The following is a 23,221-nucleotide window of genomic DNA, read 5'->3' on the forward strand; positions in this document are numbered from 1 at the left end:
CCGGGACGCGGCAAAACCAGGCAGGCCGCCTTTCATTCATCACTGACCAGATTCGTGAATCTTCCATGGACGCATTTCAATATCGTGACGGGCAGCTTTACTGTGAAGACGTGGCTGTCGCTGATCTGGCCCGCGAATACGGGACGCCCCTCTGGATCTATTCACAGGCGAAGCTGGTTTACGAACTCCAGGCCATCCGCAAGGCATTTGCGGAAGTGGATCCGGTGATCTGCTACTCCGTCAAAGCAAATTCCAACCTGTCGCTGTTGAAGCTGCTGAATGAGCAGGGGAGCAGCTTTGACGTCGTCAGCGGCGGGGAGTTGTTCCGTGTCCGGGAAGCTGGCGCGGACCCGACGCGGGTCGTCTTTGCGGGGGTTGGCAAGACGGAGGCAGAAATCCGTGAAGCCCTTGAGAGCAACATCCTGATGTTCAACGTGGAAAGCGAAGCCGAGCTGAAGGCCATTTCACGCGTGGCTGCTTCCATGAACCGTGTCGCTCCCGTGGCGCTGCGACTGAACCCGGATATCGACGGCAAGACACATGCCAAGACCACGACCGGGAAAAAGGGAAACAAGTTCGGAATGGATATCGAGCGGCATAATGAACTGGCTGCTCAGGTGCTGGCGGATCCGCATCTGGAATTGCGCGGGATCCATCTGCACATCGGCTCACCGATCAACACGACAGATCCTTATCGGCAGTCGGCCCAGAAAGCTCTGGACGTGGTGAAGGAACTGCGTCGCAACGGACACAAGACGAACTGGATCAATCTGGGGGGTGGATTCGGGCTCAACTACCGCGGGCAGGAAGCGGCCACAGCTGCCGAGTATGCCGCTGCCATCGTGCCGTTCGTGAAGGAGGCGGAATGCCGGCTCGCCCTCGAGCCCGGACGATCGATCTGCGGAAATGCGGGAATTCTCCTCAGCCGAGTGATCTACACGAAGCGCGAAGGTGGAAAGCTGTTCGTCATTCAGGACGCTGCGATGAACGACCTCGTGCGACCCGCCATGTATGACTCCTTCCATCGCATCTGGCCGGTCTCGCCGAAAGTCCCCGCTCCGGTCGATTTCGAAGCGGAAATCCCAGGCTGTGAACCGGTCGACGTCGTGGGGCCGATCTGTGAATCGGGTGACTATCTCGCCAAGCAGCGCTGGCTTCCGCCGGTGCAGCAGGATGATCTGATCTGCACCTTCAGCGCGGGGGCTTATGGAACCGCCATGTCCAGTAACTACAACTCCCGTCCCCGGGCAGCGGAGTTGCTGGTGAACGGCAGTTCGGTCCGACTCATCCGTCGCCGCGAGACGTATGAAGACCTGATCGCAGCTGAACGGGTCAGTTGATCGCCCGTTAAAATCAACGGTTTAGCTGCACTCTTCATGTGTGCAGCTAAACGTGTTTGGGAAGAAATCCTCGTCTGGTTGGCCGGGGGCGGAGCGGACTCACGAAACCCCGGCGAATCCTTGCGCTGGTGGCAGTCACTTCCCGATGCAGAACCGGCTGAAGATCCGGTCGAGGATGTCGTCGGTATAAACGCGCCCGACGATCCGTCCCAGGTGTTCCAGCACTTCCCGGAGCTCCAGGGCGATGAGTTCATCTCCAGCGTGTGCGGCGATGGAATCAATCGCCCGGTCGATTCCGAAGATCGCATGCTGCAGGCTTTCCTGACAGCGGGCAGCGGTCGCGCCGATCATTTCCGTATCGGTCGGAGTTGTGGAAAGCCGGGCTGCAATCGCATTGAGTAGCAGGTCCAGTCCCTGATTCCGTTCCGCGGAGACGGTCAAAATCCCCGTTGGACTTCCGCAGTCCCCTTTGGTCTGAAGATGAAGCAGCGCTGCCGCTTCTCGTTCACACTCTTCCCGCAGGGCCTGGTCCTGTAGTGCTTCTTCGTCGCTGAGATCTGCAGCTGAGCACCAGATAACGAGATCTGCCCGCTGTAACTGTTCGGTTCGCAGGTTCCCGGCTGCGGATTCGATTTCATCGCGCGCCCTCTCCCAGCCGGCGGTGTCGACCAGATCAAAGCTCGTCCCGGCATGGCGGATGGCTGCGGTGAGGTAATCCCGGGTCGTCCCGGCAATCGAGGAGACCAGCGCCGATTGCCGTCCGCACAGCCAGTTGAACAGCGTGCTCTTTCCAGCATTCGGCAGGCCAGCCAGGACCACTTTCAAGCGGGCCGATGTCAGCATGCGATCCGACGACTGCTGCAGCAACTCGTTGAGAAGCTCGCGAGCCGAATGCAGTCTCCGCAGCAGCTCTTCCCGGGCGACGAACTCAATATCTTCTTCGACAAAGTCCAGACCTGCTTCCAGGTCGGCCAGATGCAGCAGCAATTCTTCCCGGAGGATTTCCATTCGAGTGGAGATGCCGCCGGCCAGCTGCGCCAGTGCAGTGCGAAGTTCGAACGAATTGCCAGCGTCGATGACCCCCAGGACAGCTTCTGCCTGAACAAGATCGATGCGTCCGGCGAGAAACGCCCGCAAGGTGAATTCGCCCCGTTCGGCAGGACGCGCTCCCGAGGTGAGGATCATCCCGAGCACTTCATTTAATAAGGGGGGAGATCCTAGCAGGTGAATTTCCGCCAGTCGTTCCCCGGTGAAACTCCGTTCGGTCGGCCAGTACAACAGGTGAGCCGGCAGGGTCAGCGTGCGGTCGGCGATCGGAATGAGAATCTCATGGCGGCGGGCGAGTCTGGATGTTCGGTCGATCCAGTCTTCGTTCCCCAGCAGCCTGCAAAGAACAGACTCGACCTCCGGGCCGCTGATGCGAATGATGCCTCGAAGCGAAGGGCCCGGGGCAGAGGCGATAGCGGCAATGGTGTCTTGGGGAGAGGCAAGCATGCGGACAGTTTTAACAGGGCACACGGGATCGTTCGAGAGATCGGACGATCAAGATCTGGCGCGGGGAAGACCGGTCCAAGTTGGTGTCCCGGACAGGAGAGAACGTGGGGGCCGTTGTGATCGCCCGCCGATTTCGGGATCAGGGAAAACGCAGGAGCGGTTCAGCTCTCGGCATCATCGGTGAGCAGCTTCTTGAAGTTTGGCAGGCTGCGGATCGCTTCCAGATCCGGGTCTTTCTGCATCCATGCGAAATCGCTGAACCCTTCCTCGATGGCCACTTTCAGTTTGTCGATCGCCTTTTTCTGGAAATCGGTGATCTGCTCGTCACGTTCTGGCGAGTCAGGAGTTTTTTGAAGTGCCTCAGCACACCGTGAATAGACGCAGGCGGTGTTGTACAGGAAGACATTGTCGGCAGAGAAACGCTTGGCGTTGGCCTCGACAAGATCGGCGGATTCCTTCCAGCCCCCGTTGATCGCACCGACGATGGCCACCCCAGTGATCGCCTGTCCGTTAAAGCGATCCAGCTGCATAGCCTTTGCGAAATCATTCCCCGCCTTGGCAAACTCTTTCTTACGGAGGTGAAGGTCCCCACGCGCAGCGTAGGCGTCCGACAGATCCGGGTTGATCAGAATCGCCATGGAAAATGACTTGATCGCTTCCTCTTCTTCCTGACTGGCGATGTGGATATAGCCGGCCTGAATGTAATCAAATCCGGGAAGGCGCGATCGCCACAGTTGCAGCCCCGCAATGGCTGCTCGCAGTCCGTTGTGGTTGTCTTCGAGGGCGGCTTGTTCCTGAAACTCGCGCAGCCCACGGATTGCCGAACCCGTGCCGATTTCCCCCAGAGCCATACAAATTAAATCAACGTTGCGTTTGGGGTCTTTTGAAATCAGCAGGTCACCCAGGATTGTGACCGCTTCGTCATTGCCGACCGACTTGAGGATTTCGATTGCTGCATCGTGCATGGCGGCCCGGTCTGAGGTGAGCGCTTTCCGGGCCGCCTGCAGCTGTGTCGGGACTGACAGCCGGTAGACCAGATTCAGAGCGGCAACCTGTTCGTCTTCCGTGTATTTGTCGAGTCCGTCCAGAATCGCCTGCAGGTGTCCGCTGGTCCCGATTTCGCAGATGACTTCGATCATCCTGTGACGCTGGCGTTCATTTTGAGACATGGCCGCAAGAAGCGCGGGGGCTGCCCGGGTCTCACGGATCGTTTCGATGAAATCCAGGATGGAATCGTCGACATGCCCTTCGTTCAGACGTTTCAGGGCATAGTCCCGGGCGGCCTGTTCCGAGGCCCGGTCCGGGTGATCGATCAGGATCTGGAACGCCTGCTCACGCACCTTTTCATCAGAGTCTTTCAGTGCTTCGCGGCAAAACCGATTTAGATCTGCATGGCCGATCTGGGAGAAGGACTTCAGGGCGACGCAGCGAACCTCGGGGTCGTCACTCTGGATCGCCTGAATCAGGTCTGCGTTCCAGTCCGGGTGATACTGGGCGGCCAGGAGCTTCAGGATTTCACTTTGCGGAAGGGCGACCTGTCCTTCCTTGAGCAGTTCGCGGACTCGCGCTCTGCGGAAGGGATTCGATGTGGAAAGCAGGGCTTCGAAAGCCGCCCGAGCGACTGTCTCATCCTTGCTCTGTGCAAACTGACTGAGTGCGGCGTTCGCCGACGGCTGGGACTGATAGCCCAGAGCCAGGATGGCTGCAATCCGTTCGTCGGAATTCTCCTTGCGGGACAACTCCAGAAGGAGCGGCAATGCGTCTGCGGGGAGTCGGTCCCCGGCGGATCTCAACGCCGCGACCTTCGACCATTGATGCCCCGTGCGAATCTCGTCGAGGACGATCGCTGGGTCAGCCCGCTCGTAGATATCTTTGAGTGCGACGATGACTGCGTCCTGCGTGTTCTTCGAAATATCTGCGACGACATCTCCCCAGATGCCAGCGTCTTCGTTCTCCGAGGGAAGTCCAGACAGGACGCACTGGTGGGAAACGGGAAGGGTGGGAAGTGACAACGTCAGAGGATTGACCTCACCTGTCTGCATGGTCGAGGTCAGAAGCCAGTTCAAAAGCACTTCGTCGCTGGGGCGGGCGTCATCAGTCCATTCGATGACGAACCGGTTTCCCCCTTTCTCCGAAGCGGCCGTCATCTCATTTGCTAGAAGTACGGAATTAATGCGGTTCAGCTGGCCGTGAATGGTGAAGACTGTCAGCGCGTCATGCGGACCGAGTCGCTGTGATGTCAGTCCCAGCCGTGCATTCTGCTGGGCGTTCACGTCGAGCTCCCATTTTCCACCCGATTCCGATTCCACCACGAGGGTCATTTCGGGAATCACTGGGAGCGGATCGAATCCGGCAAAGATGCACCAGAACGCCACCCCTTTCCCAGCGGGAACTTTGATGGTCTTGGGAGTGCGCAATTGAGACTGGGGACGGATGTGCCCATGTTCGTGCCAGTCGATCTGCAGGGGCATGTCTCGCAGCAGTCCCTGTCGGGGGCCTAGTTTGAAAGTGTCTCCTCCGACCCGCAGAGTGATGTTTTCTCGCTTGATCTGCAGCTCTTCGGTCCCCGGATTCGAGATCTCAAGCCGCAGCACGGCGTAGCGGGTTCCCTCGTTGGAATAGACATTGTCCGTTCCGACGAAACAGCGTTCGACCCACAACAGCACCGGCCCGTCGGCCAGCTTGCGGACGGATTCACCTCCGGGCAATCCGGCTGTTCGCAGAATCTGCTGACGGATTTCGTCCGCGCTGGTCGTCCAGAGATTGGAGAGTGGATCTTCCTCTGCTCCGGCGCGTGAACCGACATCCGCCCAGACGAAGACGCCGATGAGAAGGAGAAACCAGAAATGAAATCTTCGGCGTCGATTGTTCATAAAGCCCTCAACCGCCAGACCGGACAGCTCAAATTGGGTGAAAATTATGTTACCACCGAATTTGTCCGGAAGTTAGTCTTCATCTCTGTTTCGCTGCAGCGAAGGGAAAACAACTCTTCAGGATTCCTGTCAAAGTCGAATTGCATGGGAGCGTCACTTCGAGTTTGCCGATATCGAATGTGAGAGTGCCACAGGAGTCCGCTGCGGGCGCACGAAGAGGTTTCGACCGGCAGAAATGGCCGGACTGACACGAAGAGGGAACAGGGATGGTTCGTCTTCAATGCACAACAGGCTGGATGATGACATCGTTCTTCTGCACGGCCATTGCCGGTTGCGGAGCCGGGGCAGCTGCACCGGAAGCTCCCGCACCTCGAACCGAGCGAGTCGTGCGTGCCCCTGCAACTGATGTGGATTTCACTCCCGCCCCCACGGAGCCAACGGTCGTTCAGGTCCCGGAAGACCCCAGGGCTCGGCAGCTGTTTGAAACTCTGATCGCCCCGGGAACTCAGTTGGAAGACTGGGATCGAACTCACGGACAGCTGCTGGAAATGGGGGAATCCGCTGTTCGCACCCTGGCTGAGAAGCTTGCCCACGGAACAGATGCGGAACGGGAACTCGCAGCGACGACTCTGGCCCTGTTCGGTCCCGACGCTTCCGGGGCCACGTCACAACTGCTGGCGGCCCTGGACGACGCATCCCCCTTTGTGCAGGCGAATGCCGCAGCAACGCTCGTTCAGTTTCCGGACCACGCGCAGGCGGCCGTCCCGACTCTCATCAAACTGCTGCAGGCGGACGATCCTCAGCTGCGCCAATTGGCCGCCGTCAATCTCAATGCTGCGGGGACGGCCACAGCCGGTCATGTCGAGTCGTTGAAGGTCGCCCTGTCTCAGGAAAACACGGCCGACGTCCTTTCGCCGGTGGTGGAGTTGCTCGGACGGATCGGTCCGCAGGCAGAATCGGCTTTGCCGGAGTTGAAGAAGATTGCCTCTGAGCCGGGCGAACTCTCCGCAGCCGCTCAGTCGGCCATTCAACTGATCTCCGGCGAGTTCGAGTCTCCCTGACCTGCGGTTGCTGCCGTCGGGATCCGGGCATCGTGGGGAATATTGTGCAGGACCATGATCTTCTGCCAGATCTTGCGAGCCAGTCCGGACGTCAGGTCTTCAATATCATTGACCGCAGCCACGGCCTGGGCGTCCGGAAAGTTATCCACGTACAGAGCCGCGATCTTTCCGGTCAGAGCCAGCATCTCGCTGCAATAATCTAAATACCGGTTCAGCTCAAACGGAGTCATCGTCCGCTGGGGGGAGGACTGTGTGTCCTTCCCTTTCCAGAAGTTTCGTTCCGGATCTTTGGTCAGCTGGTGCATATCGATGATGTGAGCGATTGTCCGTAGCTCGTGGATCGCACGCAGGGCTCTGGCCCGCTTCACCCGGACTTCCAGCGTAAAGAGGAAGAGGATCGTCGCGCCGATCAGAACCAGTGCATTGAAACCCGCTTCCAGCCCCTGAATGAATTCCCCTGCCTGCAACGGCTGGTCGGGAATGCGGATCTTGGCGAGCAACAGGCCGAACATGAGGAGAATGAGGGACACGATCGCGAAGGAAAGCAGACGGATGCCGATCATTGGGCGTCCAATTGCGACGGATCGCTGACGTGCCTGCCGGGCGATTGCGAGCAAGTCGCCACAGACGCCGTTGAGCCCCGCGGTCGGGAATCGTTCCCGGATGCGTCGGCTGAGGACTTCAACCGTTTCAATGATCCTGTCCGATTCCAGCTGTCTGCCCGCCATTGGTGAGTGCCTCTCCGTCTGATTGATTTCCGCCGGCACCTGCTCACACCATCTGCACTGCTGACTCAACGCAGTCGGGCGAACGCCGGCTCAAAATTTTGCCCGGTCAGCCCCGAAATGCAAACCCGCTGCTCCCGGTGCATGTTGCGGAAATTAACTGATTGAACGGATTTATGGATTCTCCGGTGGCCCAGAAATTCCTTTTGCCGTTTCTGAGGAAACGGGTCTGTCAGATCTACGGGTCACACCGCTTCCAGTCCTGAGGAATTGCCCGATTCAGCTGGCTTGCCTGACATTTCAATTGCGAGCAGACAAAATGGATCGATAACATGCAGGGACGTGCAGGCATTCTCCCTGCGCCGATTTCTTCACATGGGGGGCACACAGATTCTGCCTTCCCTGGGTGAAATCGTCTGTTCCAACAGGTTTACACTTCCGCAAGCGGCTGTTCCATGAGGCTGTCCATGATCCTTCGATCCAATGGCTTTCTTTCCCTGGCATTGATTCTTTCAGTGCAGGCTGTCGCATTTGCAGGTTCAGACCGTCCGTTGACGAATACGAAGTTCGACCCTGAAGCCAAGCAGGTCGAAATGTTCTCCGCCATGGAAGAGGGGCTGATTGAGGTCAAGCTGGTGGCCAAGAACTCCACTGGTGGAAACATCTTCATCTCCAACAAGACGAGTGAGCCTCTCACCGTGCAGGCCCCCGCCGGCTTCGCTGCTGTTCCCGTTTCCGCCCAGTTCGGCGGCGGTGGCATGGGCGGCATGGGGATGGGTGGTGGCATGGGCGGCATGGGAGGCGGTGGAATGGGCGGCATGGGCGGCGGCCAGCAGCAATCCATGGGCGGCGGCATGGGTGGCGGCATGGGAGGAATGGGCGGCGGGATGGGTGGAGGTATGGGCGGCATGGGTGGCGGTGGCATGGGTGGTATGGGCGGGGGGTTCTTCTCCGTCCCGGCCGAGAAGACCCTCCGCGTTCCCTTTACCTCGGTCTGCCTGAATCACGGCCTCAAAGAGCCTACTCCCCGCACCCAGTACAACGTCATTCCTGTCGACAAATACACGGAAGACCCCGTGCTGCAGTCCCTGATTTACATGGTCGGGACCGGCAAGATCGATCAGCATTCTGCTCAGGCCGCCACATGGCATGTCGCCAATGGTCTGAGCTGGGAAGAACTGGCTGAGAAGGGCAAGGGAGTCGTCCGCGTCCCCGGCGACAACTACTTCAGCGGAACCCAGCTGCAGGCAGCGATGCAGATCGCCGGGACCGCTCAGGCCCACGCAGCCGAGCGGATTGCCAACGATCCGACCCTCGCCCAGCCCAAGAAAACCGGCCCTGTCCGAGCTCAGCTGCCACGATAATGGCCTGAACAATTCGCTCGCTCAGCACAAAAGCTGGTGAGCCGAAGCTGATCTAGTCCATACAGACGCCCCGGAAGCTCACCCGGGGCGTTTCGCATTTCTGCAGGCAAGTCGGCTCCAAACCTTGTAGGCTGGATAGAGCAATGCGAAACCGGGTGCCACGTCCCTTGCATGCACCCTACAGCAGCTTCAGCCCGCTGTCGTGGATTTCGTAGGGCCGTATGGAGTCGTCGCAGCGGCTGCCGCGGTGTTTGGGGATGTGCAGGGCGCGGCTCATGCGGGCCCCTTCGCGGACTTTCCCCATTAGAATAATGGTGTTCGCATTGGAGAGCACATCGCCGCTTTCAATCCGGCGGGTTAGCAGATCCTCCAGCATGATCTCATGGCTGGTACAGAGCATCAGCGAACTGATCTGCTGATTGGAGTAGGCGTGCTGCTGGACTTGCTCTTCATAGGCCCGGTAGTTGACCCGCAGCAGGTCCCGGGCGACCCAGTCATGTTCCTTCTGCATGATCTGGTGATAAACGTATTCGAACAGGTCGAACTGGAAGGAGTCGCTCGCCCGGTCGGAAGGCTCAATGCCGTCAATCACGCAGCGCCTGACTCCCTGACAGAAGTTGCCATAGAAGAAGGCGATCGTGTCGGTGAGTTTGCGGTTCAGATCGATCTTCCAGGCCCGTTGCTGGTCGAAATCCATGTCGCTCATCGTGACGCGTCGTCCCGCCTGGCGAAACAGGTGCAGGGCATCCCAGCGTGCTTCTTCAGGCTTCCAGATGGCTGCCGGTTCGCTCAGGACCCAGTCGATCGGGCGGGGCCGCAACTTCCACTGAAACAACCGCTCTGCGTAATCGCCATGGTTCTGTGAATCGCCACGAGAAGACATGTCGAAGAGAACGCCGGGGGTTCCTTCCTGCTGCTGCCCCTGATGCAGATACTGCACTCCCAGCTGGGTCTTGCCGATGCCGGTAGCTCCCAGGACGACGGTGAGTGTCCCGGGAATAAGGCCGCCGCCGAGCATGTCATCGAGTTCAGGAATTCCGGTACTGTGGCGCATGGGGAGGGAAGTTCTCAGTGGGCAGTTTGCAGTGATCAGTAGAGACGAGTCTTTCAGGCTCTCATAGTGTGATCGAATTGAACCGAAAACTGAATCCTGTCCGTGGGCGACTTTTTAGACCGCGTCTGCGGGCAGTTCGGTTTTGCGAGAGAGAGAATTCTCGCACTCGGAGAGCGCGAGGTACGTACGCCGCACTCTCCGAGTGCGGCAATTCCGCGTCCCATCCACCTGCCCGCCCCCGCAGTCAAAGGCGTCTAGAGCGGTTTTGCAAATAATCTATTACGTTCCGCAGGCGATCATATGGACTTTCATGCGGTGAAAATCCTGAATCGCCTGCACATGATAGACCAAACTGGTCTAGCCTTTCAAAACGGATCTGCTTCCTCGGTGACGAGGACAGGCTGTCCGTCGGCGGTGGTAACTTCCGCTCCGACCTGCATCAGCTGATGCACGAACCGCTTCGCAATGCGGCCTTCGAAGTGTACGCGGTTGTCGACGTACTCGGTGCTGGAAAGTTCTGCGTGCTTGGAAAGGAAGGCCGGGACGCGGCCGTTGCTGACGTCACTTTCCACCCGCACGTGCAGGTATCCGCTGTCGAGCCGCTCAGCGACCGCTTTCTCGAGCTTTTCGAGCCCGGTCTTGTTCTTCGCGCTGATCGTAATGGAGTCCGGGTACTTCGCCCGCAGCACGTCGATGGCTGCCCGGTTTTCCGTCGCATCCACTTTGTTCAGGACGAGAATCGGATTCTCGCTGCTGACTCCTAATGAATCGAGAACCTCGTTGACGGTATCAATCTGCTGCTGGGCGGCAGGATGGCTGGCATCGACGACATGCAGAAGCAGGTCCGCATGGCGGGCCTCCGCCAGGGTAGAACGGAATGAAGCCACGAGATGGTGCGGCAGGTTCTGAATGAAACCGACGGTATCGCTGAGAAGAACATCTCCCCAGTGAGGGATCTTCCATTTGCGGGTCTTGGTGTCGAGGGTGGCGAACAGCTGGTCCGCGACAAAAACGTCCGCGTCCGTCAGAGCGTTCATGAGTGTGCTCTTGCCGGCGTTGGTGTAACCCACGAGAGAAACGGACATGTGCTCGGTTCGACTGGCGACCTGCAATTCGCGTCGCTTCTCAACCCCTTCAAGCTTCCGGCGAAGCTCATCGACCCGTTTATCAATCAGGCGTCGGTCGGTTTCCAGCTGCTTTTCCCCCGGACCTTTTCCACTGCCGATCCCCCCTTCGATGCGTTCCAGGTGGGTCCACATGCGGGTCAGGCGGTTGCGGAGATACATCAGCTGGGCGAGTTCCACCTGCAGCTGGGATTCATAAGACCGGGCGTGGGTGGCGAAGATGTCGAGAATCACTTCGCTGCGATCGACGACCTGGGTCTTCGTCCCTTCTTCAATGTTCTTGCCCTGTGACGGGGACAGATAGTTGTCGAAGACGATCAGATCTGCTCCGGTCGCGCTGATCAGCTCTTTGAGTTCGGCCACTTTCCCTTTGCCGAGGTACGTGGCGGGGTCGGGGCGTTCCCGCGTTTGCATCAGTGTCCCGACGACTTCTGAGCCGACGGTCTCGACCAGTCCGGAGATTTCATCGAAGACCCGTTCCTTCTGCTTCGCCCCCTCCTGATCCCGGACGGCGACAAGGACGCATTTCCGGGAATGGACTTTCAGCGACTCTCGTTGTAGATCACCCAAGCGCTTCGGCTCCTCTCGATATTTCAACGACACGGATTTTCGTGCCGGGTCTCAGTTCATTTTAGGGCGATGGTGCAGCAAACCTAGAGCAGTTTTGCAAAAGATCTGTCACGTTCCGCAGGCGAACATCGGGGCTTTCATGCGGTGAAAACCCTGAATCGCCTGCACCTGATAGACCAAACTGGTCCAGAGTGAATCTCACGAAAGTGTGTCACACTCCGCTGAGATCGAGGCTGGAGGAGAAATCCGATTCTTGTTTGGTGTCGGCGACATCGCGGTATTTCAGACATTCAGGTTGGAAAAAAGGTTCACTTCAGAAACCCGGATCGAACAATAGACGAAATCCGCTTTGCTCACCATCATTTCCGCATGTCACATTTCCCCCTTCAACTTCCGACAATCCAGAACTGGAGCTGCCACAACTGCGGCGGTTGCTGCCGGGAGCATGCGATCACGATCTCGCCGGAGGAGCGGGCCCGCATTGAAGGGCAGAAGTGGACTCCTGCGGACGGCATTGCTGCCGGTCAGCCGCTGTTTGTGGAAGAGCGGAATTGGCTGGGGCAAAAGACAACCCGCCTGGCGCATCAACCTGACGGAGCCTGCGTTTTTCTGAATGACAAGGGGCTCTGCCGAATCCATGCGAAGTTCGGGGAAGCTGCCAAGCCGCTGGCGTGCCGGATCTATCCGTATGCCTTTCACCCCGGTTCGCGGCAATTGACCGTCAGTCTGCGATTCAGTTGTCCGTCGGTGGCTGCGAACCGAGGTCAATCGCTGCTGCAACAGAAGCGTGAGCTGCAGCAACTTGCCGGGCTGGTTGTCCCGGAGCAGTTCCGCGATTCGCCCCCACCGTCGCTGACCTCCCGGACTCGGCTCGACTGGGCGGATACGATGCAGGTAGTCGAATTACTCGACCTGACAATGGCAGAGGAGGGGACTGCTGTCGTCGTGAAGTTGCTGCGGGCAATCTTCTGGCTCGATCTGGTTGCTCAGTCGAAGTTGAAGAAGATCCGTGGCGAGCGATTCCAGGAACTGCTGACATTACTGTACGAGGCGTCCAGGTCCGAAATCGAGGAGGTTCCTGAGGAACTTGGCACCCCCTCGAAAATCGGCCTCACCCAGTTTCGACTTCTTGCAGGACAGTACGCCCGGAAGGATACCGCTGCCAGTATTGATACTTCGCTCAAGGGGCGATGGAGGCAGTTTCAGAACGCGATGCGACTGGCTCGAGGGGTGGGGAACCTCCCGCAGCTGCAGGATCAACTGGCTGAAGTGTCGTTCTCACTTCTTGAGGAAGTCCCAGTCACGCTGACAGCAGAATCCGAGGAGATGCTGACCCGTTATTTCCGGGTCAAAATTCAGGGTTTGAGTTTCTGCGGGCCAGCGTATTATCACGTGCCGGTCGTCGAAGGCTTCTACAGTTTGTCGCTGGTTTACCCTGTCGTGCTTTGGATTGCCCGATGGCTGGCCGCCAGTAGGGTCCGCTGTGCGGACCATCGAAAGGACGTGACGTTGAAAAATGGTCCGCACAGCGGACCCTGCGTGAGTGTGACGCACGAAGATGTGTTGACAGCATTAACGATCGTCGACCACCAGCATGGGTATTCCCCCGCTTTAGGTCATTGGCCTGCCCGTAGGAGAGTCAAGAATCTGGCTGCGAACGGCGATCTTCAAAAACTCATCGCCCGGTAGGGTCCGCAGTGCGGACCGGTATTTAGGTCGGTAGGGTCCGCTGTGCGGACCGGCATTGAGTGGGGCGTCCATATCAATCATCGGCCCCTACTTTCTTTCGAGCATCACGATCACTTCGGCTGCAATCGCTTCTTCCCTGCCGATGGGCCCGACCCGCTCGCCGGTCTTCGCTTTGACGCTCACCTGCTCCGGAGTGACCTGAAGGAGTTCTGCCACTCGTTCGCGGATTGGGACTTTGAACGCGGACAGCTTGGGTCGCTGGGCGAAGATGATGCAATCGGCATTGCCCACCCGCCAGCCTTCTTCAAACACACGTTCGAGGACTTTGCGAAGCAACTCCTGGGAATCGGCTCCGCGATAGGCGGGGTCGGTATCCGGAAACCACTCACCGATATCACCCCAGGCCAGCGCTCCCAGGATCGCGTCAGTTAATGCATGCAGGAGAACGTCACCGTCGCTGTGGGCGACGCACCCGAGCTCGTGTGGCACTTCAACGCCCCCAATGACGAGGCGGTGATTGGGCTCGATTCGGTGAGTGTCGTGTCCCAGTCCAACGCGATACTGCATTTGATTCGCCTTCGTTCAGTTCCCCACAGAGCATGTTCGACCCATGTTATCGCCTGCGGATCGATGCTCGTACTTTCTGAGAATGCTCTCACGGGATTCTCGCAGTCTGAAGGCGCGAAGGACAGCTTCTATGCTGATGACGTTGAGTTTGCCGGTCGCGTCGACTGGAGGAGCGACTTCCAGGTCATCTGTCATCGCTTCAGTGACATTGTTGATTGCCTCGTGACCGGCAGCGATTGCCGATCGTCCACAGTTTGATGGCGGGCGGATTGTAAGGTCGCCATTTCGCGGCGCCAGTCATGGAAGAACTTGCAATGAAAATCCCGAGTCTGTGTCAATAGCAGTTCGATTTGGCGGGTGTAAATATTTTTAAATGCTGAAGCAGTAGTGGTTTGTGGAAAGTTGTGTGGGTTGAGATTTACGGTTGGCACACTCCGTGCTTTAGGTCTTCAGCAGATGGCGAGGGGTTAAGTCAAGATCAGATGACTCGCCAGGACATGACAAAGTTTGTCGAATTTTCCAAGGAACAGGAGTAAAGCTATGTTGGTTCTGACAAGAAAAAAGGCTGAAACGATTTTGATTGGTGACTCAATTGTGATCAAAGTGATTGCATGCGGTAACGGAAAGACGAAAATCGGAATCGAGGCTCCGGTGACGACGCGAGTGCTGCGGGGAGAGATCCTCACCAGCGTTCAAAGGATGAATACGCTGCCCGTTCCAGATGCAACTTCACTGGTTGCTCAATGAAATCTCCGTAAAGAATTTGACCCTACGAAACTTCCCCACATACTTCTGACAGGAATGACTCCTATGAAGACTCACAACACACTCTTGAATAACTCGCTGGTCCTGGCCCTGGTTCTCACCGTGGTGCTGGCCTGTGGTTTCTCGCAAGCTGCCGATCCGGTCGTGAAGACCACCGTGATCAACGCAGTCCCCGTCAATGTGAATGTCGAAGCGGGTCCGGTTGTTCAGGTCCGCCACGAAATCAAAATTGTGTCCGAAGATGGGATTCCTCTCGCCCGGGAGGACGTCATCCCACTCAAGACCGCCATCACTGGCGGGAACGTTGCTCCTGAAGCTGACCTTTCACAGGCAAAGATCAGCAGCCGGGCAACCGACGCCAAGATGCAGGGATTCCTGGCCCGGACCAGCCTGCAGCAGCTGGCCAGTGTTTACCGTGAATTGTCCCAGATGGTCGATCAGCGGCACGTGGATCCTCCTGCCTACGAAACCCGTACCCGGAATGCAGTGCAGGGAGTGATCAATGCCCTCAACAACCAGCACTTCCTGCAGGTCAACCGGGCCAACGTTTCGGCTCAGTCGATTCAGAGCGTGCAGTCTCAGCTGATGCAGATGGTGCAGGCTCAGCCGGCTCGCGATGTGAACGGGGCTGTCGCGATGATGCAGAATACTGCTGAAATTGTGAACCGCGGTACCGGGATTCGCCGGGAAGCTGTCGGACTGGAGTTCCTGAATTCAACGATGGACTCTCTGGACAAGTACTCAGCCTTCCTGCCGGAAACGGCCGGAGCCACACCGGGGGCGATGATTGATCTGGTGCAGACTGCTGGTCTCGATGAGAACCTCGTCGGAATCGGTGTCGAACTGAAAGGGCATGCCCAGGGGGTGGAGCTGGTAGGAGTGATTGAAAACAGCCCCGCTGCTCAGCTGGGGCTGCAGGAAGGAGACCTGATCGTGGCCGTCAACGGTCAGAACATGGCTGGAAAGACCCTGAATGAAGTTGCAGACAAGCTCGCCGGCTCGGCCGGAACTTCCGTGACCCTGGAGATTCTCCGAAATGGTCAGCGATTCCGAGGGACTGCCACTCGTCGTAGCTTCTACGTGAGCAGCGTCACCGGAACCAAGATGATTGATACGGTGAATGGAACGGGTTACATCCGCTTGAAGCAGTTCTCCGAATCGTCGGCTGAAGATCTGGAAAAGGCACTGTTCACCCTGCACAACCAGGGAATGAAGAGCCTGATCTTCGACCTGCGAGGCAACCCCGGTGGCCTGCTGGATGAATGTGTGGACATCTCGGATATGTTTCTGCCCCGCGGAACGATCGTCTCGACCAAAGGCCGGAATGCATCTGACAACACGGTGGAAACGGCTACTCAGCCGAAGACCTGGAGCGTGCCGCTGGTGGTGCTGGTGGACGACAACTCCGCAAGTGCCAGCGAAATTTTCGCAGCAGCGATTCAGGAAAATCAGCGAGGTGTGATTGTGGGACGGACTTCATACGGAAAGGGAACTGTCCAGACTCACTTCCCGATGAAGAGTGTCTCCGCGATCCTGAAGTTGACGACTGCCAAGTTCTACTCCCCCAACGGACGTGAAATGGCAGGATCCGGTGTGACTCCCGATGTGGCTGTGGCTGCAGTGGAAGGATCCCGGATCAGCAATAACGACAACGATGTGCAGACTGCTCGACAGGTTTTTGCGAACGGAGTTCCTTCCCAGATGGTGGCTGTCCTCTCCGGCAAAGCAGTGACCGCCCCCACCTACAACTACGGAACCAGCCCCGTCGTGAACCCCGGCTTCAACTACGGCAACCCGCTGACCAGCACCCAGCCCGTGCGACAGTACCCAGCTGGCGTCCGGGAACAGTAAGAATGGTCGAGGGTCGAGAGACTAGGGACTAGTGAAAAGAGAACCCGGTGGCAAAGTGCCCCCGGGTTTTTTTGTTTTGTCGGAGTGTGTTTAACGTTTCGATGGACGTCTCTGAAGCACGGAGCCGCGAGCGTGAGAGACAGGGCCGCCAGTGCCATCTTGATGTTGTTCAAGCGACATCCAGCATCTTGTTTGCGAAATCCCGACCAGAGGTGGCTGGCGGAAGCGGCTTTCCATCCAAATGGTAAATCTTCACGGTCTCTTCGACGATGCGGCACAGCTCTTCAAATACCTGTTGCTCATCATCACCGTGACAGCCGCCGTACAGCAGGCCGGGAGAACTGCCGACATAACAGTTGTCCTCTTCCGACCACTCGACAATCTTCACATACCGGGCACTTTCTTTCATGTACTTGATTCCTTAACACCATCAAAAAGGCCCGGGCCATTGTAGCCACCGGGCCTTGGTTTCTGCTCTGGACTCTTGGCTCTCGTCTCTCAGCTACTTCATCTCCCCAAACTCGCGCTTCAGGCTGCGCCAGACGGAGTGGATGTGGTTGGCCGGGTTGCCAGCGGGGTCGGACTGCACGTTGATCAGTTCCAGCACGAACGCTGGGCCTTGCACGCGGTAGGAATGCCCGATGCCCGGTTGAGTCGCGCCCAGCCAGGCGAAATGCACATCGTTCAGGCCGGAGTCTTTGATTTCGTCCAGGCGAACCGCTGCCACGTCGTCAGCCAGATGGCTGTTGTAGGTCTCCAGCAATGACCACAATGTTTTCTGCTGGGCTTCTGTCAGGTCCGAGCCGGCGATGCCCTCGGGGGGATTCGACACGGGGGGAACCGGATTGCCGCCGTTGCGGTATTCGGCAGGGGCTTTCTCCGCGATGATCGCTTTCTTCTTCTGCTCAGCGGTCAGCGAGTTCACCAGGTCGAAGGCCAGTTGCTCTTCGTCAGCGAGTGTCCGCACGCCGACTTCTGGGCCTTTCTCGACAAAAATCTTCACGGTGGCAGGGTTCGCTCCCCAGAAGCTGGGAGTGTCGCCAATCACCTGATCGTTCTTGACCACGAAGTTGAGCGACAGATGGTGCCCTTCGAAGCTCCAGCCCCAGGTTGAATCGTGGGCCGGCTTGCCGAAGATCGTGAGGAAATAGCGCTCGGGATCCCGCAGGTGCATCGCCCCTTTTCCTTCACCGACGAAGAGATTGTTTTCCAGCGACATGATGCGGACAGCTTTTTCGTAGCCGCTTTCGCTCAAGGCAGCCTGCAGCAGGTTGTGACAGAGGACTCGCTGTTCAGGAGACATTTCGCGGATCTGCAGCCCCTTGCGTTCGGGCTTGGGGATATTGTGCCAGTCCAGCCGGGCTGGATTGTCGAAATCCATGGAGGCTTTTTTGAGCTGTTGGGGAGAGAGTGCTGCCAGAATCTTCTGTGCAGCCTCGGTCATGGCTTTTCCTGAGGCGGCAGCGTCAGCTGCGTGGGTGGCTGCACATGTGAAAATCAATACAGCACAGGTGAGTAGTCGAGCCGGCAGTTTCATATCAGGTAGGTCCTCAGGTAGGAGATTTTGGATAGGACCGCATCATAGTGGATGATGCCTACGCTGCCACCTGAGGGGAGAAATGCGAAGTCGAGACTCGCGCAGAGACGCTGGGGCGCAGAGAAGAAAAGTTCAGTGGAGGAATCGCGAATCAGGCGAATTGAGATTGATAAGGCAGGGTAGGGTCTGTTGTTCCAGGCCAATACTCAGCTTTACAAGTCACGAAAATCCATTCGCAATATTCGTTCGATTCGCGGTTCCTCTTCTTTGTTGCTTTTTCCGTGAATTCCGTGCCCTTCCGTGGTTCTAATCCAAATCTTCCTCGTCACTGCGACGTCCCTTCGATGAGGTCTGCGAAGCCGGCTTTGCTGATCTCCTGTTTTGTTCCGAATGACCATTTGCGGACTGATTCTTTGCAGTGGGGGCAATAGGGGTGCTGGCTGTTGGGCTTGGCGTCGAAGACAGCATGCGGGTCTCCCCAGATGGCTTCGCAGTCATCGCAGATGGCGGACCACTCTTCGCAATGCGGGCACCGCGCGATGCGAATCAGGCCCTGTTCGCAGAGCGGGCAGCTCCCCAGATGCGGACGCGGCGAGGCTTTTTTCATGTTCAACTCAGGTTTGAAGCGATGAGCTGTCAGCGATCAGCCGCCAGCTGAAAGATTTTCGATCGCGATGCCGTTCTCAAAGATTGCCAACCATTCGGAAATCGCCTCACATCTTTTCCCTGACCCCTGACCCCTGACCCCTGACCCCTGACCCCTGACCCCTACTTCGGAAACGCCGTCACCACTTCCGTGGTTCCCTGGCGCAGCACCAGGAAGATCCTGTCGAGGGCAGGGTGGCCCGCGCGGCCTCCGAATTCGCCCCCCATGTATCCGACCCGCTGTCCCATGTTCACGGTATAAACGTCTCGGCCATCTTCCGTTCTGGGGCGGATCTTCTGTTTCTGGATCTTTTCCCAGGCAGCGTCGATCCACGCGAATGCCAGTTCTTCTCCGCCATCGAACACGCCATGTGGGCCGTCGCGATTCGGGATGTCTCGGGCGTGTCGCAGAACATGTTCCTTGCGAGTCTTTCCGTCCGGGTCGCGGCCTTCGTATTTCAGGCCGGCAGGGCTGATCCACCTGTCTTTGCCGGTCGATTTCAGTTCAACGGGAGCAGGACGGGGAGGCTTCCCCTGATCTGGCGGCCCGCGAGGCTTTTCAATGAATTTGATGGCGTCGGGCGATCGGACCCGCACCTGCAGCTTGTCGTTGAATCGCTCAAGCTTTCCCGAAACTTCGATCGACTTGCCAGCGTAAAGTTTTTCCGGAGTGTCGGGCTGGAATTTCGACACGTCTTCGGAGGAGATGAAGACGCTGAGTTCCGGGTTGCCTGCGAAGTTGATGAAGCGGTGCCCGGTGGCGGAAGTTCCGATGCGGGTCACGTCGCCCGAGATCACCAGTTCCTGCCCGACGCGAGTTCGCAGGTCCTGCAGACTTGTGGCAGAAACCGAACTGGAGGCCGTTGGCGGAGCAGTCTCGGGAGTGGCTTTGGGGGCGGAAGGTTCCTCGCCCAGGCAGCAGAGTCCAGAGAGCGCCAGCCAGCTCAGGCAGATGCAGAGCATCGAAGAACGAACGGCGAAATCCCGAGTTTCCATCAGAGTCACCTGTCATTCGAAACAAGTGCCTGTCATCACTCATGTCTGAGTGACCCGGATGCGTGCACATCCGGATCATCGTTCACAGACACGGGTTTGCAAGAGGATTACAGCGCAGCGTCGGCCGGAACTTCCTGTGCTGGTGCACCACCAGGCTGTACGGACTCATCGAAGGAAAAGATATACGCCACCATGGCTGCCAGCATCAGAACGGCGCCTACCAGCATGAAGACGTGATGCCGCTGCATTCCCTTGCTGGGAGGTTTCGGCTTGTGGGAATGGTCATGGTGATGGCCACCTTCACCGTGGTCATGACTCTTGCTCAATTGGGCACCTGAAGTTTGAAGGACATCCGCGACGATCAGATCGTTCAGTCTACTTTCTGCCGTCTCTGCTGACAAAGGAGTTTCTGTAGTTCCAAGTCTGTTCTGAAGGAAGCAAGTGGGTAGTGGGTAGTGGGTAGTGGGTAGTGGGTAGTGGGTAGTGGGTAGTGGGTAGTGGGGTGAGAGCCGGTGGGATTTTTTGCTCTGGACTCTCGTCTCTCAACTCTCGACTCCCTAATACTGGTCTTCCGCAGTCGAATCGGCAAGAATTTTGACAGAACCTCCTGCCATGTTGTCCCCCGGATGAAGGAACTCGAATGCAATCAGTATTCCACGGAGTCTTGGCTGTTCTGGTCCTGGGGTGGATGGCGACAGCTCATGCGGAGGTGCCAGCCAAGAAGTTCCCGCTGCAGAATGGAGACATCTGGGTGATGGCTGGGGACAGTATCACCGCCCAGCATCTGCACTCCAACTACTTCGAAGCGTTCTGTTACGCCCGGTATCCCGGTTTGAAGTTCGCGTTCCGAAACTCCGGCGTGGGAGGGCACACCATTCCCAGCACGCTGGCTCGCTTTGACTATGACATTGCTGCCTGGAAGCCCACCGTTGTTTCTGTCGAACTGGGGATGAACGATTCCGGAAGCACTCCGACGGAGAAGTTCATTGAGAACATGAAAACCTGGATCGAACGGGTGGAGTCCATTCACGCCCGCCCGATCCTGTTGGCCCCCAGTCCCGTCAATGACGGCACGACAATGGACAATCTTCCGGCCGGCAACCGCAATCAAAGGTTGCATGAATACTCGACAGAACTGGCGAAAGTCGCCGACAAAGCCCAGCTTCCCTACGCCGATCAGTTTCATGCCCTGTTTGACCTGTGGGGGCACAACAAGCCGAACGAACTGGTCGCCAATCTCATGGTGACAGCACGTCCAATCGCAGCGAACGATACTGTCGTCGGAGTGGAACATCTGCGGGAGTTCCTCAAGGCGCAGGATGCACAACCCCTTAAGCCGGTTTCGCTGCAGGGAGACCCCGTTCACCCGGGCCCTTGTGGGCAGCTCATGATGGCAGCTGCCTTGCTGGAAGGGCTGGGAGCAGACGGCTTTGTCAGCAGCGTCTCCATGAACGCCGATGGGAAAAGTATTGTCGCCAAGGGATGCGAAGTGACGATGGTCACCGCGGATGAAAAAGGACTTTCCTTCGAACGGCTGGATGGTTGCCTTCCTTTTCCGATTCCCGAACAGGCCGTCGCTGTCCTGCCGATTGCTCCAACGGTCTTTGCATTGAGTAAGTACACGCTGCAGGTGAGCGGATTGAAGGAAGGCAAGTACGCGTTGAAGATCAACTCCGTGACCGTTGCAGAGTTGACGTCACTGCAGCTGGCCGAGGGAGTGAATCTGACCGCTTATGGGCCGGAGATGCTTCCGGAGAGCCAGAATCCAATTGCCGTTCAGGGAACTTCAATTCTGAAAGCGGTCGCTGCGAAGGAAGATCTGGTCGGTCAGTGGCGAAAGTTGTCACAGGCAGCACACGCCCCGGAGGCCGATGCTGAGCTCGTGAAGAAACTGGACGAACTGACCATCAAGGTGGAGGAGGCGGACGCCAAGATCCGCGAAGCCGCTCACCCGACTCCATTGAAATTTGAAATTGTTCCCCTCCCATAGGGCAGAGAGTGAAAGGAGTCTGCGAGAAGAACGAGATATCAGTTCATTCTCGATGAAATGTCGGACAGGCAGGCGCTGATGGGTGTACTTCGGGCAGTGTGTTCTGCCAAGATAATCATCCGCAGCCTGATCACATCAACTCAGGCTGTCCCAAACGTCTGCAGGTCAATCTCACCGATTCCAGCAATTCCAGAAGCCTACCAACGAAGGAAAAGCAAAGATGTCCGAACCGACTCGACGTGACTTTTTGAAGACTTCTTCCATTGCAGCTGCAATGGGAACCGGCCTGTTGACCAGCCTTTCTTCGGGGGCATATGCGGCTGGCGATGACACGATCAAAATCGGTCTGGTCGGTTGCGGCGGACGCGGATCGGGAGCTGCTGCGCAGGCGCTTTCAACAGATGGAAACACGAAGCTCGTCGCCATGGGGGATGCGTTCCGTGATCAGATCGATGGAGCCCTTCGAAACATTCAGCAGGCCGTTTCGGGACGTCCGGATGCTGAAGTGGACGTCGAAGAAGCCCGTAAGTTTGTTGGATTCGATGCCTACAAGCAGGTGATCGATGCGGGTGTGGACGTTGTCATTCTTGCAACTCCACCCGGCTTCCGTCCCATGCAGTTCCAGTACGCTGTGGAGCAGGGGAAGCACGTCTTCATGGAAAAACCGGTGGCGGTGGACGCTCCGGGAGTCCGGCAGGTGCTTGAGACCGCTCGCAAAGCAAAAGAAAAGAACCTGAAGGTGGGAGTCGGTCTGCAGCGGCACCATCAGCCCGGGTATGTCGAAACGATCAAGCGGATTCACGACGGTGAGTTCGGAGACGTTCGGGCACTGCGCGTCTACTGGAACAGCGCCGGCGTCTGGGAACCACGAGTCACTCGCGAGCAGTGCAAGTCGGAAATGGAGTACCAGATGCGGAACTGGTACTACTACAACTGGCTGTGCGGGGATCACATCTGCGAACAGCACATCCACAATCTGGATGTCGGGAACTGGGTGATGAAGGGATATCCGGTCAGCGCCAATGGCATGGGGGGACGCGAAGTTCGCAAAGACCCCAAGTACGGGGAAATCTTCGATCATCACGCCTGTGAGTTCACCTACGCGGATGGCACCGTGATGATGAGTCAGTGCCGCCACATCAAGAACTGCTGGAACCCGGTCGAAGAACGCGTTCATACCACGCAGGGGATCATCGATCCCAGCTCCGGCGTGCTGCAACTCTTCGACGGCGGAAAGGGCTCGCGCTACCGCGGCGAGAATCCCAATCCGTATCAGGTTGAGCATGACGTCCTCTTCTCCGCCATTCGCAAAGGCGAAGAATTCAACGAAGCTGAGAATGGCGCCATGAGCACCATGACATCGATCCTCGGCCGGATGTGCACCTACTCCGGTAAGGAGATCAAGATGCAGGATGCGCTCGAAAAAGGCCTGAGCATCATGCCGAAAGAATTCGGCTTCGACGCCACGCCTCCGACCGTTCCCGGACCGGACGGCGCTTATCCGATCCCCGTCCCTGGCGTCACTCAGGTGATGTCGTAATGTGAACTCGTGTTGCACGCTGAGCCGCTCAATCTA

General features: G+C 57.7%; 19 protein-coding genes. 8 read left to right on the plus strand and 11 right to left on the minus strand.

Translation table 11 applies throughout. From position 1 onward, the window contains the following. The first annotated feature begins 65 nt into the window (after nt 1-65). The gene (lysA, locus tag SH661x_RS05475) at nt 66-1,340 is read left to right on the plus strand and encodes a diaminopimelate decarboxylase (protein ID WP_437228814.1); all 1,275 of its coding nucleotides are present in this window, start codon (nt 66-68) and stop codon (nt 1,338-1,340) included. A 135-nt stretch (nt 1,341-1,475) separates the two neighbouring features. On the opposite strand, the gene SH661x_RS05480 is transcribed toward lysA, so the two are convergent. Continuing rightward, nucleotides 1,476-2,834 carry a tRNA modification GTPase gene (locus SH661x_RS05480; RefSeq protein ID WP_437228816.1) on the minus strand — a complete coding sequence of 453 codons (1,359 nt, stop codon included), beginning with the start codon at nt 2,832-2,834 and terminating at the stop codon, nt 1,476-1,478. A gap of 161 nt (nt 2,835-2,995) precedes the next feature. Then, on the minus strand, nt 2,996-5,707 hold the full coding sequence (locus SH661x_RS05485; protein ID WP_437228818.1) for a HEAT repeat domain-containing protein: 2,712 nt from the start codon (nt 5,705-5,707) through the stop codon (nt 2,996-2,998). A 266-nt stretch (nt 5,708-5,973) separates the two neighbouring features. On the opposite strand from SH661x_RS05485, the gene SH661x_RS05490 reads away from it, so the two are divergent. Continuing rightward, nucleotides 5,974-6,768 carry a HEAT repeat domain-containing protein gene (locus SH661x_RS05490; protein WP_437228820.1) on the plus strand — a complete coding sequence of 265 codons (795 nt, stop codon included), beginning with the start codon at nt 5,974-5,976 and terminating at the stop codon, nt 6,766-6,768. Here SH661x_RS05490 and SH661x_RS05495 read toward each other — a convergent pair. Next, entirely contained in the window at nt 6,735-7,496 is a 762-nt protein-coding gene (locus SH661x_RS05495; protein WP_437228822.1) for a hypothetical protein, read from the minus strand. The two genes, SH661x_RS05490 and SH661x_RS05495, sit on opposite strands and share 34 nt — an antisense overlap. Nucleotides 7,497-7,960: 464 nt before the next feature. On the opposite strand from SH661x_RS05495, the gene SH661x_RS05500 reads away from it, so the two are divergent. Further along, nucleotides 7,961-8,857 carry a hypothetical protein gene (locus SH661x_RS05500; protein WP_437228824.1) on the plus strand — a complete coding sequence of 299 codons (897 nt, stop codon included), beginning with the start codon at nt 7,961-7,963 and terminating at the stop codon, nt 8,855-8,857. 178 nt (nt 8,858-9,035) lie between these two features. Here the strand turns inward: SH661x_RS05500 and SH661x_RS05505 are convergent, their stop codons facing one another. After that, entirely contained in the window at nt 9,036-9,911 is an 876-nt protein-coding gene (locus SH661x_RS05505) for an RAD55 family ATPase (RefSeq protein WP_437228826.1), read from the minus strand. Nucleotides 9,912-10,276: 365 nt separating this feature from the next. Continuing rightward, nucleotides 10,277-11,605: a GTPase HflX gene (gene hflX / locus SH661x_RS05510; protein ID WP_437228828.1), complete on the minus strand. Its 1,329-nt coding sequence runs from the start codon at nt 11,603-11,605 to the stop codon at nt 10,277-10,279. Nucleotides 11,606-11,974: 369 nt separating this feature from the next. Here hflX and SH661x_RS05515 point away from each other — a divergent pair, with 369 nt between their 5' ends. After that, complete coding sequence (locus SH661x_RS05515; protein ID WP_437228830.1) at nt 11,975-13,294, plus strand: YkgJ family cysteine cluster protein; 1,320 nt, start codon at nt 11,975-11,977, stop codon at nt 13,292-13,294. A gap of 87 nt (nt 13,295-13,381) precedes the next feature. Here SH661x_RS05515 and ispF read toward each other — a convergent pair whose 3' ends face one another. Next, a complete protein-coding gene (ispF, locus tag SH661x_RS05520) occupies nt 13,382-13,861 on the minus strand; it encodes a 2-C-methyl-D-erythritol 2,4-cyclodiphosphate synthase (RefSeq protein ID WP_437228832.1) in 480 nt (159 codons plus the stop codon). 540 nt (nt 13,862-14,401) lie between these two features. Between ispF and SH661x_RS05525 the strand changes: the two genes are divergently transcribed. After that, nucleotides 14,402-14,608, plus strand: coding sequence for a carbon storage regulator (locus tag SH661x_RS05525; RefSeq protein WP_437228834.1), 207 nt, complete (start codon nt 14,402-14,404; stop codon nt 14,606-14,608). 63 nt (nt 14,609-14,671) lie between these two features. Beyond that, entirely contained in the window at nt 14,672-16,477 is a 1,806-nt protein-coding gene (locus tag SH661x_RS05530; RefSeq protein WP_437228836.1) for a S41 family peptidase, read from the plus strand. Between the two features lie 169 nt (nt 16,478-16,646). Here the strand turns inward: SH661x_RS05530 and SH661x_RS05535 are convergent, their stop codons facing one another. The 5 genes from SH661x_RS05535 to SH661x_RS05555 form a co-directional block, all read right to left on the minus strand. Further along, nucleotides 16,647-16,886 carry a hypothetical protein gene (locus SH661x_RS05535; RefSeq protein ID WP_437228838.1) on the minus strand — a complete coding sequence of 80 codons (240 nt, stop codon included), beginning with the start codon at nt 16,884-16,886 and terminating at the stop codon, nt 16,647-16,649. 93 nt (nt 16,887-16,979) lie between these two features. Continuing rightward, entirely contained in the window at nt 16,980-17,921 is a 942-nt protein-coding gene (locus SH661x_RS05540; protein WP_437228840.1) for a DUF3500 domain-containing protein, read from the minus strand. A 418-nt stretch (nt 17,922-18,339) separates the two neighbouring features. Next, entirely contained in the window at nt 18,340-18,621 is a 282-nt protein-coding gene (locus SH661x_RS05545; RefSeq protein WP_437228842.1) for a hypothetical protein, read from the minus strand. Nucleotides 18,622-18,782: 161 nt separating this feature from the next. Continuing rightward, nucleotides 18,783-19,655, minus strand: coding sequence for a hypothetical protein (locus SH661x_RS05550; protein ID WP_437228844.1), 873 nt, complete (start codon nt 19,653-19,655; stop codon nt 18,783-18,785). Nucleotides 19,656-19,762: 107 nt separating this feature from the next. Continuing rightward, complete coding sequence (locus tag SH661x_RS05555) at nt 19,763-19,981, minus strand: hypothetical protein (protein WP_437228846.1); 219 nt, start codon at nt 19,979-19,981, stop codon at nt 19,763-19,765. Between the two features lie 314 nt (nt 19,982-20,295). Here SH661x_RS05555 and SH661x_RS05560 point away from each other — a divergent pair, with 314 nt between their 5' ends. Further along, complete coding sequence (locus SH661x_RS05560; protein ID WP_437228848.1) at nt 20,296-21,645, plus strand: GDSL-type esterase/lipase family protein; 1,350 nt, start codon at nt 20,296-20,298, stop codon at nt 21,643-21,645. A 220-nt stretch (nt 21,646-21,865) separates the two neighbouring features. Then, a complete protein-coding gene (locus tag SH661x_RS05565; protein ID WP_437228850.1) occupies nt 21,866-23,185 on the plus strand; it encodes a Gfo/Idh/MocA family oxidoreductase in 1,320 nt (439 codons plus the stop codon). Nucleotides 23,186-23,221 lie beyond the last annotated feature (36 nt).

This window comes from Planctomicrobium stercoris (genome assembly GCF_051465655.1).
GTDB lineage: Bacteria > Planctomycetota > Planctomycetia > Planctomycetales > Planctomycetaceae > Planctomicrobium.

What these genes read in the sequence shown, in the direction of transcription:
- SH661x_RS05565 (WP_437228850.1), top strand. Translation starts at nt 21,866, where the DNA reads ATGTCCGAACCGACTCGACGTGACTTTTTGAAGACTTCTTCCATTGCA.
- SH661x_RS05560 (WP_437228848.1), top strand. Translation starts at nt 20,296, where the DNA reads ATGCAATCAGTATTCCACGGAGTCTTGGCTGTTCTGGTCCTGGGGTGG.
- SH661x_RS05545 (WP_437228842.1), bottom strand. Translation starts at nt 18,621, where the DNA reads ATGAAAAAAGCCTCGCCGCGTCCGCATCTGGGGAGCTGCCCGCTCTGC.
- SH661x_RS05535 (WP_437228838.1), bottom strand. Translation starts at nt 16,886, where the DNA reads ATGAAAGAAAGTGCCCGGTATGTGAAGATTGTCGAGTGGTCGGAAGAG.
- SH661x_RS05480 (WP_437228816.1), bottom strand. Translation starts at nt 2,834, where the DNA reads ATGCTTGCCTCTCCCCAAGACACCATTGCCGCTATCGCCTCTGCCCCG.
- SH661x_RS05515 (WP_437228830.1), top strand. Translation starts at nt 11,975, where the DNA reads ATGTCACATTTCCCCCTTCAACTTCCGACAATCCAGAACTGGAGCTGC.
- SH661x_RS05495 (WP_437228822.1), bottom strand. Translation starts at nt 7,496, where the DNA reads ATGGCGGGCAGACAGCTGGAATCGGACAGGATCATTGAAACGGTTGAA.
- SH661x_RS05505 (WP_437228826.1), bottom strand. Translation starts at nt 9,911, where the DNA reads ATGCGCCACAGTACCGGAATTCCTGAACTCGATGACATGCTCGGCGGC.
- SH661x_RS05490 (WP_437228820.1), top strand. Translation starts at nt 5,974, where the DNA reads ATGGTTCGTCTTCAATGCACAACAGGCTGGATGATGACATCGTTCTTC.
- SH661x_RS05530 (WP_437228836.1), top strand. Translation starts at nt 14,672, where the DNA reads ATGAAGACTCACAACACACTCTTGAATAACTCGCTGGTCCTGGCCCTG.
- SH661x_RS05500 (WP_437228824.1), top strand. Translation starts at nt 7,961, where the DNA reads ATGATCCTTCGATCCAATGGCTTTCTTTCCCTGGCATTGATTCTTTCA.
- SH661x_RS05540 (WP_437228840.1), bottom strand. Translation starts at nt 17,921, where the DNA reads ATGACCGAGGCTGCACAGAAGATTCTGGCAGCACTCTCTCCCCAACAG.
- lysA (WP_437228814.1), top strand. Translation starts at nt 66, where the DNA reads ATGGACGCATTTCAATATCGTGACGGGCAGCTTTACTGTGAAGACGTG.
- SH661x_RS05525 (WP_437228834.1), top strand. Translation starts at nt 14,402, where the DNA reads ATGTTGGTTCTGACAAGAAAAAAGGCTGAAACGATTTTGATTGGTGAC.
- SH661x_RS05485 (WP_437228818.1), bottom strand. Translation starts at nt 5,707, where the DNA reads ATGAACAATCGACGCCGAAGATTTCATTTCTGGTTTCTCCTTCTCATC.
- SH661x_RS05550 (WP_437228844.1), bottom strand. Translation starts at nt 19,655, where the DNA reads ATGGAAACTCGGGATTTCGCCGTTCGTTCTTCGATGCTCTGCATCTGC.
- ispF (WP_437228832.1), bottom strand. Translation starts at nt 13,861, where the DNA reads ATGCAGTATCGCGTTGGACTGGGACACGACACTCACCGAATCGAGCCC.